The organism is Mesorhizobium sp. YIM 152430 (genome assembly GCF_029210365.1).
Lineage (GTDB): Bacteria > Pseudomonadota > Alphaproteobacteria > Rhizobiales > Rhizobiaceae > Aliihoeflea.
Genome location: NZ_JARGES010000043.1, coordinates 384621 through 398880 on the forward strand (window position 1 = coordinate 384621; position 14260 = coordinate 398880).

Annotated in this window: 12 protein-coding genes and 1 pseudogene; 6 read left to right on the top strand and 7 right to left on the bottom strand. The window is 60.6% G+C overall.

Translation table 11 applies throughout. The features are described 5' to 3' along the window. Nucleotides 1–14: 14 nt before the first annotated feature. Complete coding sequence (locus tag PZ895_RS14150) at nucleotides 15–197, bottom strand: DUF3606 domain-containing protein (RefSeq protein WP_024587533.1); 183 nt, start codon at nucleotides 195–197, stop codon at nucleotides 15–17. Between the two features lie 62 nt (nucleotides 198–259). Next, nucleotides 260–1432 carry a zinc-dependent alcohol dehydrogenase gene (locus PZ895_RS14155; RefSeq protein ID WP_275839622.1) on the bottom strand — a complete coding sequence of 391 codons (1173 nt, stop codon included), beginning with the start codon at nucleotides 1430–1432 and terminating at the stop codon, nucleotides 260–262. A gap of 142 nt (nucleotides 1433–1574) precedes the next feature. On the opposite strand from PZ895_RS14155, the gene PZ895_RS14160 reads away from it, so the two are divergent. Both PZ895_RS14160 and PZ895_RS14165 read left to right on the top strand, forming a co-directional pair. Next, a complete protein-coding gene (locus PZ895_RS14160; protein WP_275839623.1) occupies nucleotides 1575–2954 on the top strand; it encodes a PAS domain-containing protein in 1380 nt (459 codons plus the stop codon). A 193-nt stretch (nucleotides 2955–3147) separates the two neighbouring features. Continuing rightward, nucleotides 3148–4184: pseudogene (locus tag PZ895_RS14165) on the top strand (IS110 family transposase). A gap of 389 nt (nucleotides 4185–4573) precedes the next feature. Here PZ895_RS14165 and PZ895_RS14170 read toward each other — a convergent pair. From PZ895_RS14170 to PZ895_RS14190, 5 genes are read right to left on the bottom strand one after another with little or no spacing between them, the layout of a single operon-like run. Then, nucleotides 4574–5857 (bottom strand): FAD-binding oxidoreductase, encoded by a 1284-nt coding sequence (locus PZ895_RS14170; protein ID WP_275839624.1) that lies wholly within the window; start codon nucleotides 5855–5857, stop codon nucleotides 4574–4576. A gap of 12 nt (nucleotides 5858–5869) precedes the next feature. Beyond that, nucleotides 5870–6598, bottom strand: a complete 729-nt coding sequence (locus tag PZ895_RS14175; RefSeq protein ID WP_275839625.1) for an amino acid ABC transporter ATP-binding protein — start codon at nucleotides 6596–6598, stop codon at nucleotides 5870–5872. Continuing rightward, entirely contained in the window at nucleotides 6595–7248 is a 654-nt protein-coding gene (locus PZ895_RS14180) for an amino acid ABC transporter permease (protein WP_275839626.1), read from the bottom strand. The genes PZ895_RS14175 and PZ895_RS14180 overlap by 4 nt, the downstream gene beginning before the upstream one ends. A 22-nt stretch (nucleotides 7249–7270) precedes the next feature. Then, complete coding sequence (locus tag PZ895_RS14185) at nucleotides 7271–8014, bottom strand: ABC transporter substrate-binding protein (RefSeq protein ID WP_275839627.1); 744 nt, start codon at nucleotides 8012–8014, stop codon at nucleotides 7271–7273. Nucleotides 8015–8037: 23 nt separating this feature from the next. Then, nucleotides 8038–8817: an IclR family transcriptional regulator gene (locus PZ895_RS14190; RefSeq protein ID WP_275839628.1), complete on the bottom strand. Its 780-nt coding sequence runs from the start codon at nucleotides 8815–8817 to the stop codon at nucleotides 8038–8040. Nucleotides 8818–8990: 173 nt separating this feature from the next. Here PZ895_RS14190 and PZ895_RS14195 point away from each other — a divergent pair, with 173 nt between their 5' ends. The 4 genes from PZ895_RS14195 to PZ895_RS14210 are packed head-to-tail and all read left to right on the top strand — an operon-like array spanning nucleotide 8991 to nucleotide 14256. Further along, nucleotides 8991–10145, top strand: coding sequence for an IclR family transcriptional regulator (locus PZ895_RS14195; RefSeq protein ID WP_275839629.1), 1155 nt, complete (start codon nucleotides 8991–8993; stop codon nucleotides 10143–10145). A 42-nt stretch (nucleotides 10146–10187) separates the two neighbouring features. Then, on the top strand, nucleotides 10188–11186 hold the full coding sequence (locus PZ895_RS14200; RefSeq protein ID WP_275839630.1) for a TAXI family TRAP transporter solute-binding subunit: 999 nt from the start codon (nucleotides 10188–10190) through the stop codon (nucleotides 11184–11186). 56 nt (nucleotides 11187–11242) lie between these two features. Next, entirely contained in the window at nucleotides 11243–13117 is a 1875-nt protein-coding gene (locus tag PZ895_RS14205) for a TRAP transporter fused permease subunit (protein ID WP_275839631.1), read from the top strand. After that, complete coding sequence (locus PZ895_RS14210; protein ID WP_275839632.1) at nucleotides 13114–14256, top strand: thiolase family protein; 1143 nt, start codon at nucleotides 13114–13116, stop codon at nucleotides 14254–14256. The genes PZ895_RS14205 and PZ895_RS14210 overlap by 4 nt, the downstream gene beginning before the upstream one ends. The last annotated feature ends 4 nt before the right edge of the window (nucleotides 14257–14260 follow it).

Here is a 14260-nt window from a genome sequence, read left to right on the forward strand (position 1 = left end):
CTTCGCCACGGTGTTCAGGCCAGTTTGCTGGCTTCGCGTTCCAAAGTCGCACGGTCATTGCCGTGCTTCTTGATCAACTCGCGTACTTGCTCCGGAGAGATCCGATTGGCCTGCGCAAAATACTGGACCTCGTGGTCTTGATCGGCTGCCACGCGGGACCGGTCCTGATAGCCTTTCTTGTTCGGGTCGTCGGACATGATCGATGCTTGATTGTTGCATTGCCCGCCGAATCCCCGGACGGGCTGGATGTTCCGATGCGCTAAGGCGTCATGACCACCTTGATGCAGCCATCCTTCTTGTCGCGGAAATCCTTGTAAAGTTCAGGACCCTGCTCAAGCGTGGCGCGATGGGTGATGACGAAGGACGGGTCGATCTCTCCCTCCACCACTTTGTCGAGCAACGGCTGGAGATATCGGTGCGTGTGCGTCTGGCCCATTTTGAAGGTCAGTGCCTTGTTCATGGCAGCGCCGAAGGGGATGTGATCGAGCATGCCAATATAGACGCCCGGAACGGAGATCGTGCCGCCTTTGCGGCAAGAGAAGATCGCCTCGCGCAATACGTGCGGTCGGTCGGTGCCGATGTGGAGCGCCGCCTTCGCCTTGTCGAGCATGGCGTCGGCGCTCGCGCCAGCATCCGATTCCGTTCCCACGCAGTCGATGCACCGATCCGGGCCGCGCCCGTCGGTCATGTCCATCAGGGCGTCGTAGATTTTGACGGCTCCGAAATCGAGGGTTTCCGCACGGCCATAGGTCCGCGCCATTTCGAGCCGCTCGGGGACGGTATCGATCGCAATGACCCTGCCCGCTCCAAGCATCCAGGCGCTCTGGATGGCGAACTGGCCAACAGGGCCACAGCCCCATATCGCGACCGTGTCGCCATCTTCGATCCCGGCGTTTTCCGCTGCCATGTATCCGGTTGGGAAGATGTCGGACAGGAACAGGACCTGATCGTCGTCGATCCCGTCCGGAACCTTGATCGGACCAACGTCCGCGTAGGGCACACGAAGGTACTCGGCCTGCCCGCCCGCATAACCGCCAAGCATGTGCGAATAACCGAACAGCCCGGACGGTGAGTGGCCCATCGCCTCAATCGCCTTCTCAGCGTTACGATTGGAACGGTCGCACAGCGAAAACAGCTCCTTCTTGCAGAAGAAGCAGTTTCCGCAGGCGATGTTGAACGGGACGACCACGCGGTCGCCGACGTTGAGTTTGGTGACGGCTCTCCCAACTTCGATGACCTCGCCCATGGTCTCGTGCCCCAGCACGTCACCGGATTCCATCGTCGGCATGTAGCCGTTCATCAGATGCAAATCCGAGCCGCAGATCGCACACGACGTCACCTTGATGATGATGTCCCGGTCGTCTTCGATGCGTGGGTCTTCGACTGTATCGCAGCGGATGTCGCCTTTGCCGTGCCAGCAGAGCGCCTTCATTTTTCCGATCCCTTCGCTTGCTTTTTCTACTGGGCGAACAACAGGTGCAGGGTAATGTTCCGCATCGGCTGTGGCGCAACCATTTGGGTTTGCGAGCAAACCGTCGGAGCCATACGAAAGGGGACGGCGGAGGGGAAACGTCATGACCAAGCCTGGGAGCATCGACGCCAGTCTTGACGAGGCTGATCTACGGGTGCGGCTCGCCTTACAGGCTGCACGGATCGGCATTTGGGAATGGGACATCGCCACCGGTGCGATGGACTATTCTGCAAGGGCGCGCGAAATCTGCGGCTTCCCGCCGGGCAGCGAAATTTCCATCGACGACGTTCGCAGGGTGACCCACCCCGACGATCTGCCGAGAACGTCCGAAATGGCGCGGCGCGCGCTTGACCCCGTCATCCGCGAGAAGCCTGTCTTCGAGTACCGCATCCTCAAAGCCGGTTCAGGTGCGCAGCGTTGGGTGCGCGCACATGGCGAGGCCATCTTCGGCATGAACGATGCCGGACTGCCAGCGGCGCTGCGCTACGTCGGCATGATCTGGGACATCACCGACCGCAAGGGCCTCGAATATTCGCTGGAAGAGGCCCAACTGGCGCAGCGGCTGGCGATCGATGCGGCGCATATGGCCGTGTGGGAGCTCGACATCCGGCGCGACGCGCTCGCGACAAGTCCGGAACTCAATAGGCTGTTCGGTTTCGCAGAGGACGAAATCCCCTCGGTGGATCAGTTCCGGCAATGCTATCTGCCCGGCGAAAGGGACAAGGTTCGTCAGGCGGCGATGTCGGCGCTCGAACTCGGCCAAAGCCAGTTCGAGGTCGAGTTTCGTATCCAGCGCCGCGACAAGGCTGCCCGCTGGCTGTTACTACGCGCGCAAGTCTCGAAGGATACCGACGGCAATTATGACCGGGTCGTCGGCGTCGTGATGGATATCGACGACCGAAAGCAGTCCGAGGAACAGCGCGAAATCCTCCTGCGCGAACTGAACCATCGGGTGAAGAACTCGCTCTCGGTCGTACTTGCGATCGCGTCCCAGACGTTCCGAAACGTATTGCCGATGAACGACGCGCTGGACGTATTTCGCGGCCGCGTGCAGGCGCTCGCCGCCGCTAACGACGCGATCATTCAGAGCGATTGGACCGGGTTCAGCATCGGCGGGCTCGTTGAGCAAATCACCGCGCCCTACCGCCAGCAGGACTCGGATCCGTTCGTCCTTAGCGGGGACGACATCGCCTTGCGCCCTGCGATGAACGTTCCGCTTGCCCTCGTCCTGCACGAGCTCTGTACGAACGCGGCGAAGTACGGCGCGCTTTCTGTGCCGGGCGGCACGGTTGCCATCCGTTGGGCAGAAAACGATGACCTTCTCAATCTGACTTGGCGGGAAGTCGACGGCCCTCCCGCTGCCGAAGGTGGTGCGGGCTTTGGAACGAAGCTGTTGCGCGACCTCCTGACACGCGAATTCGAGGCATTTTCGCTGGAGATCAAGCCCGCGGGTGCAGTCTGCGAGATGACTATCCGTATGTGAAAGTATCGAAACGGCTTCACCATCGGCGTTGGGCGCGGCTAACCAATGGACGACAGGTTTCGGGTAATCCGCAGCTCAGCCTGAATGACCGATTTGGGGTCGTAAGCAGATGAGGTGGATGGCTCCCGCTCCCGGCATCTGAGTGCCAAAGTGGGTTTGCTGTCAGGCAACCCGAGCAAAGGAGCCATCCGCCATGCAGATTACCACCGTGGGCCTTGATCTGGCCAAGCGTGTTTTTCAAGTTCATGCCGTTGACGCGTCTGGAGACGTCGTTGTGCGCAAAGCACTGCGGCGATCGCAGGTTGTGCCATTCTTCACCAAGTTGCCGCCCTGCCTGATCGGCATGGAGGCTTGCGGCACATCCCATCATTGGGCGCGCGAGCTGACACAGCTGGGCCATGAGGTCCGCATGATGCCGCCGGCCTACGTGAAGCCCTATGTGAAGCGCGGCAAGAACGATGCGGTGGACGCGGAGGCGATCTGCGAAGCCGTGACCCGCCCGACCATGCGGTTCGTGGCAATGAAGTCCGCCGAGCAGCAGGCGGCACTATCGATCCACCGCACTCGCAATCTCCTGGTCAAGCAGCGCACGCAACTGGTCAACATGATCCGAGGTCTGTTGGCCGAGTTCGGCATCGACATACCTGAAGGCCTAGAGCGGCGCTTGGGTTGGCACGCCCGATTGCATCAAAGGAAGCGACACCAGACGTACCATCGATGGCAATGCAAATTCTCGGTCTGCTGTGCGGACAGGTTCTCGACACCCATGTCCGTTTGCAGGCGATAGACCGAGCGATCCTTGCCCTGCAGAGAACCGACGAAGTGGCACGGCGTCTGTCGACCATCCCTGGGATCGGCCCGGTCGGTGCAACAGCACTGGCGGCATCGGTTGCTGATCCCGGACAGTTCCGTTCGGGTCGAGAGTTCGCCGCTTGGCTCGGGCTCACGCCGTCGCAAAACTCGAGCGGTGGCAAGGACCGGCTCGGCCGTATCACTAAGATGGGTGACCGATATCTGAGAAAGCTGCTGGTGGTCGGCGCGACATCGTTGATCCGCGGAGCTAAATACAAGCCGGAGACTGCGGACCCCAGGCTGGTCGCACTCCTCGCCAGGAAACCGGTGCGCGTGGCGAGCGTCGCCATGGCGAACAAAATGGCCCGCGTCGTCTGGGCAGTCATGGTTCGCGGCGAGGTCTACCAGCCTCGGTATGTCCCCCACTTGGCAGTGTGACATCGCCAAGAGATGAGACCCTGAAGCAGGTAACAGTTCGAGCCGACCGATCGGCTCCATGAAGTTGTGAGAGCGAAGCGATGTGATGGCGAAACCGGTCAGGCCGGGAACAGGGACAACCCACGGACTGTCTGAGGCATCATAGCCTGCAAAGCAGATTGGGACCTTGTTAGCCGACCCCATCAGGGCCAGCAGTCTCCAATGGCTGCATCAACAGGCCGGACAGAAGACTGCACCCGACCAACGCGCTAGAACGTCGAATTACCTCTTGCAATGCGGGAGCCATCCACAGAAGACTGTCAGCAAATCTAGTAGCCAACATTGACGCCAGTTATCTGCAACCGAGAATCCGGAAATCGAATTCTTTGCAAGTGGCTGCCAGTTCATCGCTACCGTACTACGTCTGCAATCTTGTAGTAGGAGAGCGTCGCAGCGACATAGAGCCGACGCAAGGCATGAAATGGGATTGGCGAAATGTCGGTCACAGGGAGCGGCAGCTTCTGCGGATCGCCGCTGACGATGTAGTCGCGGACCCACTCACCCATCTTGCTTTGCAGCGCCACGCCTCGTCCTTGGCATCCAAGTACGAATAGCAACCCATCTTCCGGCGTGTGCAGGTGCGGCAGGAAATCCGGGGTAATCGCGACCCGTCCACCCCACCTGAATTCGATCGGCTGGTCGGCAAGCATGGGGTAGGATCGCGCCAGCATTCGCTCAACATGGCGAAACTCGGCGGCCGTGGTCGGCTCGGCAAAGGTGCCACGTCCACCCATGATGAACCGTCCATCGCGGTCCCGGCGGAAGTATGCGAGCAGCCGGCGCGTGTCAGAGGCGACGACATTGTCCTTCAAGATCAACCGATCGAGGTTGGGCGACAGGGGCTTAGTCGCGACCTGAAAGCTGTTCGCTGCGATCGCTGTCTGCTCGAGCTTCGGCCATAAACTCTTGGAATATGCGTTGGTGCAGACGATGACATTGGCAGCGGTAACGGCAGGGCCGCGATCGGTCTTGATACTCCAGTTGGCACCGTCGCGATTAAGCGATGTGGCGCGGGTATGGGTGGCGATTGCCGCACCTTCCTGCAAGGCGGCGCGCGCGAGACCACGCGTGTAAGATAATGGCTGGACACCTCCACCTCGTCGGTCGATCCAACCTCCGTGGTAGACGTCAGTCCCGAGAAGCTCGGCCATCTGATCGCGGTCGAGTTCGGTGACGTCCGCTCCCAGGGCCAGCCATTGCCTGCACCGGTTGCGAGCGGCCGCCTCTGCGACTTTCGAATGGGCAGGCTGAGCCCAGCCGCTTCGCGTGTCATCGCACTCGATCTTATAGCGATCGATCAATTCAAAAACCTTTGCGGCGGTCGATCCGAAATTTGCGGCGGCACGTTTTCCAGCATCCTGACCGAACATCTTGATGAGATCGTCGGGATCATACTTGATGCCGGGTATGACTTGACCGCCGCTTCGCCCTGACGCGCCCCAGCCGATGTCGCCGGCCTCGACAACCTGCACCGTGCGTCCGACCGTGGCGAAATGAAGTGCCGTGGACAAACCCGCGTAGCCTGCGCCGACAATCGCGACATCGACAGCGATGTCTCGGTCGAGAGGCGACGTCTGGGGTGCCGGCGCGGCGGTCGCCGCCCATAGGGATTGGGGAAGTTCTAGCTTCGACATGAAAGGGCCAGTCTATTTGTTGAGTACGCGGCGCAAAAAGTCCCGTGTACGGTCCTCCTGCGGATCGGTGAGGACACGTTCGGCCGGTCCCTCTTCAACGATCAGGCCGCCGTCCATGAACAGGACGCGGTCGCCGACCTCACGCGCAAATGCCATCTCATGCGTGACGACGAGCATCGTCATACCGTCGTTGGCGAGATCGCGCATGGCCCCCAGAACTTCACCTACAAGTTCGGGGTCGAGTGCCGACGTAGGCTCATCGAAAAGGATCGCTTTCGGCCGCATTGCCAAAGCGCGTGCGATTGCCACGCGCTGCTGCTGCCCGCCGGATAGGGATGTTGGGTAGGTCTCTGCCTTGGCACCAAGGCCCATACGATCAAGGAGCTCTCGACCGTGCTCTTCGGCTTCTCGTCGCGCCTCCCCTTTGACGTAGATTGGACCCTCCGTGACGTTCTCAAGCGCTGTTCTATGAGGGAAAAGATTGAAACGTTGGAACACCATCGTGACCGAGGTCCGCAGGGCACGAATTGACGGGTCCTTTCGATCAACGAGCTTACCGTCGATTGTGATCTGGCCCTCTTCGTAGCTTTCAAGCCCATTGATACAGCGCAGGAGCGTAGATTTTCCCGAGCCGGAAGCGCCGATGAGGCATACCACCTCACCTTGCCGGATCTCGCCGTCGATCCCCTTGAGAACCTCGAGATTGCCGAATTTCTTGTGGACGTTGTCGAGCTGGATCATCGTGCTCCGAACCTCCGCTCCAGATAGGATGCCAGGATGACGAGAGGCACCGAGAGGGCCAGGTAGAGCAACGCCACGAGCGTGTAGACGGTCATGTTGTCGAACGTGGATGAGGCAACGAGCTTGCCGCGCATCGTCAGCTCCGCAACCGTGATCACCGAAGCTTGCGACGTGTCCTTCAGGAGCATGATCATAGTATTGCCGTAAGGCGGCAGGACGGTTCGGATTGCTTGGGGCAGGATGACGCGCCGCATCATCAATGACCACTTCATGCCGATCGACTGCGCAGCCTCGATCTGCCCTTTGTCGATAGCCTCCAGACCAGCTCGAAAATTCTCGGCCATATAGCACGAATAAGCCAGGCCGAGCCCGAGCGCGCCCGCTTGGAACGCGCTCAGGTCGATGCCAAATTCCGGCAGGACAAAATAGATGTAGAACAGCTGAACAAGGATCGGGATGCCTCGCACCGTGTTGACGATTGCCTTGGACACAAACACCAGCGGCGCGATGCCTGAATAGCGCATCAACGCCCATACCAACCCCAGCAGTGTTGATATGACGAGCGCCGCGAGCGTCAGCGCTATGGTGATCCCCACGCCCTGAAGCAGCAGAGGAAGATATCTTCCCGAATTTTCCAGAAACTGCATCATGTTGTCCTGCCTTCAGGGCGCGTTATTGCAAGCCCCATTTGGCAGCGAGCTCATCGACGGTGCCACGCTCTTTCAGCGTGGCCAGCGCAGCATTCAAGCGCTCCAGCAGCTCCGCTGAATCCTTGCGCACGCCCAGGCCGACAGAACCGACATACTGACTTTCGTAGTCGGCCAGCTCAATGTTGGAATACCGTCCTTCGGACAACTGATAGGCAATGATCGGGCGGTCGCCCATCCCAGCTGCGATGCGACCACGGTCCACCTCGGCTAGAATGTCAGCAAGGGAATCGTAGACCCGCACTTCGGAGAACACGTCCGAGCCCTGAAGGTTCTCTAGGTACACCGTGCCCTGCTGGACGCCGATGACCTGGCCCTGCAGTTCCGAGAAATCGGCAGAGATCGAGGTGGCTCCATCGGCTGGAACGACGATGCCCTCGCCATACGGCATGACCGGATCGGAGAAGTCGATTACTTCCTTGCGGGCATCTGTTGCCAGCATGGCAGCAGATATGATGTCGATGCGGTTTGATGTCAGGGCAGGAATGAGGGAGGCGAAGTCCATCGGCTGAACGTTCACGTCGAAGCCGGCTTCTTCGCCGACAGCCGTGATGAGGTCCACCATCATACCTTGGATCTCATTGGTTTCCACGTCGAGGAAAGTGAACGGCACCCCTGTCGGCGTAGAGCCGATATTCAGTGTTTCAGCCGAGGCTCCGGCCGTCAGGCCGGCAATGAGCGTTGTTGCGAGAATGGCATTCCGGATCATATCTAGTTCCTTTCCCATTGATGTTATTGCTGCGAATGCAGGTAGCCACCGGACGAAATCGTCCGGACGGTCTGGATGAGAAGCGGAGCAAGTTCCGCCTCCATTCTCTCCATGCTCCATCGACTGGTCGGGCCGGAGATGTTGACGCAACCGAGCGTCTGCCCGTCCGCGCTGATGATCGGTGCGGCGATGTTCAGATCACCGACGTAGAATTCCTCGGAAGCCTTCGCGAACCCCTGGTCTCGAGCCTCATCGACCAGTTCCATGATGGCATCGACGTCAGTGATCGTCTTAGCGGTGAATGCTCGGCGCGCTGCATGTTCAACGAGCAGACGCGCGTCGTCGCGCGGTTGGGTCGACAGATAGGCCCTGCCTGATGCAGCGCAGTACATTGGAATGCGCGTACCGATTGGCATGTGAATGAAGAAACGCCGGTTGGCCGTGAAGCGCGCCATGTAGACCATATCTGTGCCATCCGGCTGGGACAGGTTCACGGACTCGCCGCACTCGTGGTTGAGTTCGTTTAGGTGTGGATTGGCCCGTTCGAGCAGCGGATCCGATGCGAGGTAGTAGGTTCCGAACTCAAGGGCGCGCGGGGTCAGGCTCCAGCGCTTGCTGGAGTCCCGGCGCAGGAACCCCAAAACTTCAAATGTATGCGTGAACCTCTGAGCGGCACTTTTTGTGATGCCCGCCCGGTCGGACAGTTCCGTAAGACTGAGCGAGAACGTGCCCCGAAATGCACGCAGAACTTCGAACCCGCGTTCTACGGACTCTACGAACAACCGATTGTCTCGTTCGATCATTTATCGCTCTGCAATACAATGTGTTGCTTAGCGATATCGTTGATCGAACGTCGTGGCATGTCAAGCGTAAGCGTCGCTGCGTTAACTGGCCAATGCAACTGTCGATGGTTCGAGTATCGACGCGGCTCACTGCAAACTCGAACAGAAGCAGGTGGACGGTAATCGCCCTCTCAATGGCCGAGTTCGCATGCGCACAGCTGCCTGGGGTCGAAAGAAGCAACCATTGCTATTCCAAGCTTGCGGAAATCAGTTTCCAGATCTCCTCGTCCGGCCGCCACGGCGAGTTCGTCCTGTCCATCCTCGACCTCCGAAGCGTTATGTCGAAGCCGGTCGAAGAGCTGCGCGAGCGGGCCGCATTGAAGGGTGTCTTCTACTGGCATGCGAGGTCAGCCTCATATTCCGCCAAGTCTCGCTATGCGATACGGACAGACCTATTGCCTTCGAGAACTTCTTTTTCGACCTTGAGTTTCTACGTTTTCTGCCTGATGTTCCGTCTCGCTGAACGAGACAGGTGCCATGAAGTCATGAGCGGCTCGAACACGGTCCATAGCCTCGAAAGAGGACTAGCCATACTCCGCATCGTCGCGGGATCCGGCCCGGCGGGATTCCGACTGACGGACATCGTAGAGCTGGCGGGGATGCACAAAGCTTCGGTCGCCCGCATTTTGGATACCCTGGTCAACGGACAAGCGATCCGAAAGGGTGCCGACAAGCGGTATTACGTCGATGATGCTTTCAGGGCGGTCTTCGGGATGCCCAAAAGTACGATCATGATCCGCGACGCCGTTCGCCCGGCCATATCTCGCGTGGTCGAAGATCTCGGCGATGCTGCTTTCCTGTCGGTCCGGTCAGGTTTCGACTCGCTTTGTGTCGAGCGTCACGTCGGCTGGTATGCGATGCAGGCATTGTCTTTGAATGTCGGCAGCCGCCGCCCTCTTGGAATAGGTGCCGGAGCCATGTCGCTTCTCGCGCATCTCGACGAAGACGAGCAAGAGGCCATCTTCGCGGACCTTCCGCGCCGATTGTCGGCATTTCCGCACATCACCGTCGATGAAGTACGTCGGGAGGCGGCCGCGACCCGCGTCAAGGATTACGCGCACCTGCCGAATTTCGTCGTTCCGGGCATGACCGGAATGGGCGTCGCGATCAGGGATCGGGACGGCATCGTAGTCGGCGCGATAAGCGTCGCGGCCGTTGGAGAACGATTGAATGGACAACGCCATGAACATGCTTTGCGCACGCTGCGCGAAGCGCGCCAGGTCGCGGAGGAGCGGTTGGCGAGCGGTTCAAGTGAAATCCATTCATTCGCAGAAAGGATCGCGTCTTAACCGTCGCTGAAGCGACTTGGAACTCAACAAGGAGGAAATGTAATGAAGTATGGATGTAGCCTCGCCGGATTGGCGTTTTCGGTTGCCTTGATTGCAGGTGGCGCGGCGAACGCGCAGAACCTGACGCTCGCCGCGGGACCTTCCGGCGGCACTTGGTATCCACTCGGCACGGCCGTCGCCGACATAATCCAACGTGAAATTCCCGGGACAAGGGTCAGCGTCGTCAACGGAGTGACGGTCGCCAACATCCTCGGCACGAATGCGGGGCAGTACGATCTGGCGCTTTCCCTTTCGACTTCGAACGCCGACGCGCTCAACGCTATCGGAGAAAACTTCCCGCAGCCCCAGTCCAACATCACCGGGGTCGTTTCGTTCTACCCGTCTCCATACCAGATGGCCGTTCGTCCAGGCAGCGGCATCGAGAGTGTGGCGGACTTCGCGGGCAAGATCGTGAACCCGGGCGTGGTGGGCGGAGCCACCGACGTCATGACGCAGAAGCTGCTCGAGTTGAACGGCCTGTCTTACGACGACCTGTCGCGCGTCGAGAGGCTTTCCTATGCCGACGCCTCGATGCAGATGAAGGACGGCCATATCGACGTCTTCACGGGCATCATTTCGGTGCCTTCCTCCGCGATCGCGGAAGTGGCTTTGGGCGGAGGGATAAATCTGGTGCCCATAGACCAAACCACCGTCGACGAGCTTCGGAAGGAGAACGACGGGTACAGCGCCATCACTATTCCGGCCGGCACCTATCCGGGCCAGGACGAAGACACGCTCGCCGTGGGCATGAACAATGTTCTGATCGCCAATGCGGAACTGCCTGCCGATCTGGTGGAGAAGATCACCAAGGCGCTCGTCGAAAACGCTGGCCAACTTCAGCAGGTTAATGCCGCCCTCCAGAATTTCGGGCCCGAAACCGCCGGAAGCGGCATCGGCGCGCCGCTTCATCCCGGTGCGGAGGCCGCACTCGCGGCGGTTGGCACCGGCGGGTCGGGCGGGACGACCCAGGCAGACGGGGAAGCTGGCGCTTCCGACGACTGATTGTTCCCGCAATCGGCCGGAAGCGCGGAGCTTCCGGCCATCGGTCTGGTGACGAAATGCGAAATTTGACCGTGGCGTTTACGGCCGCCGCCATCGCCCTTGCTGCCTTCCATCTTTGGACGGCCTTGTTCGGCGTGATGGAGAGCTTCACGCAGCGAAGCGTCCATCTGCTGCTGGTCTGCCTTGCGCTCCCGATGCTCGCCTTGCTGGGGCCTCAGGAAAGCCGATCAAGAAGGTTCTTGCTGCTGGCGGGATCCTTGATGGTAGTGGTTCCGCTTCTGTTCAATATCTGGACTGGCGACTATTGGGCCAATCACATGGCCTATGTCGTCCCTTTGGAGGCGGTCCCTATCATTCTGGCATGCATTGGCATCGCCGGTTTGGTGGTCCTTTCCGAACGCACGCTGGGTCCGGCTTTCGCCGTGATTGTTTGCGTCTTCATCCTCTATGCCTGGCTGGGCCAGTACATCCCGGGCCGCTTCGGCCATCGCGGGTTTTCACTGTCTTGGGCCGTCGACCACTTCTGGTACACAAAGGAGGGCGTCTTCGGCATCCCCTTGGGTGTCTCGGCGACCTACATCTATCTATTCGTCCTCTTCGGAGCCCTGCTGGACCGCTGTGGCGGGGGCAAGTTCATGATCGACCTCGCGATCGCCGCGACGGGGCGCTTTCGAGGCGGCCCGGCCAAGGCGGCGATCGTCGGATCCGCTGTGATGGGAACCATATCCGGATCGGCGGTCGCCAACGTCGTCACGACGGGCGCGATCACCATACCGCTCATGAAGCGAAACGGGTACAAGCCGCATTTCGCCGGGGCGGTGGAAGCGGCAGCCTCTTCCGGAGGCCAGCTCGTGCCGCCCGTCATGGGTGCCACCGCATTCGTGATCGCCGAGTTCGTCGGCCGTCCGTATTCCGAAATCGCCCTGTCGGCGGTGTTCCCCGCGCTCCTGTTCTATGTCGGGATCTTCATGGCGGTTCATTTCGAGGCGCTCCGCACGGGGCTCGCGGGAAACCTGAAAGTACCGAGCATGGTCGCCATGCTTCGCGAAGGGGCTCTGTTCCTTTTGCCGATCGGCGTCATCGCCTGGTCTGTATTCCAATATTCTCCGATGCGGGCCGCACTTTATGGCATCGGTTCGGTTATCGCCGTTGCGGTGTTCTACAGGCTCCTGCGCGGCGACTTGTTCAAATTGCCGAAGCTCGTGGCGGACGGCGTGGTCGAAGCCGCAAAGGCTATAGGTCCGGTCGCCATAGCGTGCGCAGCATCCGGACTGATCGTCGGCGTGTTGAGCCTCACCGGCCTCGGCATCACGATCAACTCCGCGATCCTCTCCGTTGCCGGATCCTCAATGATCGCTGCCCTCGTCCTGACGATGATCTCGTCGCTGATCCTGGGTATGGGGTTGCCGACCGTGGCGGCCTATCTAGTCCAGGTCGGAGTCACCATTCCCGCGCTGGTCAATCTCGGAGTGGACCCTGTCGGCGCTCATCTGTTCGTGTTCTATTTCGCGATCCTCGGCAACGTAACGCCGCCCGTCGCCGTGGCCGCTTACGCTGCTGCGGCAGTCGCAAATTCCAATCCGGACAAGACGGGTTGGCAGGCGTTGGCGATTTGCCTTCCTGCGTTCATCGTCCCGTTCATGTTCGTCCTCGAGCCTGCCTTGATCATGCAGGGAAGCGGCGTGAGCGAGGCGATCTGGCCCTTGGCGACCGCGATCGTCGGTGTTGCCGGCCTCGCCGCGGCTATCGTCGGGAACGGCTTCGTGCCGCTTAACTTCGTCCTCCGGATCGTGGTCGGCGTCGGAGCCTGCGCCATGCTCTACCCGGGGGTCGCCAGCGATATCGCCGGTGTCCTCGTGATGGGCGGTGCGCTTTTGACGGGAAGGGCGCTCGCGCTGAGGCACGCCACGGCAACTTCGGAGGGATCATGACACGGAGCAAAGGCGGCACTGCCTACATCGGAGGAGTCGGCCTGACGCCCTTCGGGCGGTTGGAGGGCCTGGACACGCTCGACCTGATGTCGTGGGCCGCCAACGAGTGCCTCTCGAACGCGGGATTGATCCGTGCCGAGGTCGACGGCCTCGTCACGGGCTATTCCACGACCATGCCGCACTTGATGCTGGCGACGCTGTTCGCGGAGCACTTCGGAATCGAGCCGAGCTACTGCAACGGTCTGGCGCTGGGAGGCGCGACAGGCTGTGCAGCGATCATGCTCGGCAAGATGCTGGTCGAGAGCGGCCAGTGCGGCAACGTCCTAGTGGTGGCGGGCGAGAACCGACTGTCGAGCAAAGGCGGACGGAACAGCGCCATCCAGACCCTGGCGCAAGTGGGACACGCCGACTTCGAGGTACCATACGGCTGCACCATTCCCGGCTACTACGGTCTTCTCGCTTCCGAATACGCAGACAGGCACGGTGTCCGGGAGGTGGACTTGGCGGAGGTAGCGGTCCACATGCGTGGCAACGCGGCCGGGCGGTCGGGAGCGCATCTTCGAACACCAGTATCGATCGAAGACGTGATGGCCTCGAAGCCGATCGCGACACCTCTCAAGCTGCTGGACTGCTGTCCCATATCGGACGGTGCCGCCGCCGTCCTGCTGACATCTCGACCCGCGCAGATCAGGATCACAGGCGCGGGCCAGGCACACCGGCACCAACATGTCAGTTCCATTGGATCCATCGACGAGACCGGGGCGGCGTTGTCGGCTGGCCGAGCGTTGGCGCAGGCGGGGCGGACCGTCGACGACATCGACGTTCTCGGCATCTACGACAGCTTCACGATCACGCTGACGATGTTGCTCGAAGAGATTGGGTTCAGCGCCCGGGGCCGCACGGGCATAGACCTACGGGAAGGGCGGTACGACGTTTCCCGAGGGGGCAAGCCTATGAACGGCCACGGGGGTCTTCTCTCCTACGGACACTCGGGCGTGGCGGGCGGCATGGCGCATTTCGTGGAGGTAGTCGGCAGCCTGCGCGGCGACCGGAATGCAGATGCCGGCAAAAGCGGCTTCGTGCACGCAGACGGGGGCGTGTTGTCCTCGCATGTCAGCATCGTCCTGGAAGCGGAGTGAGAGC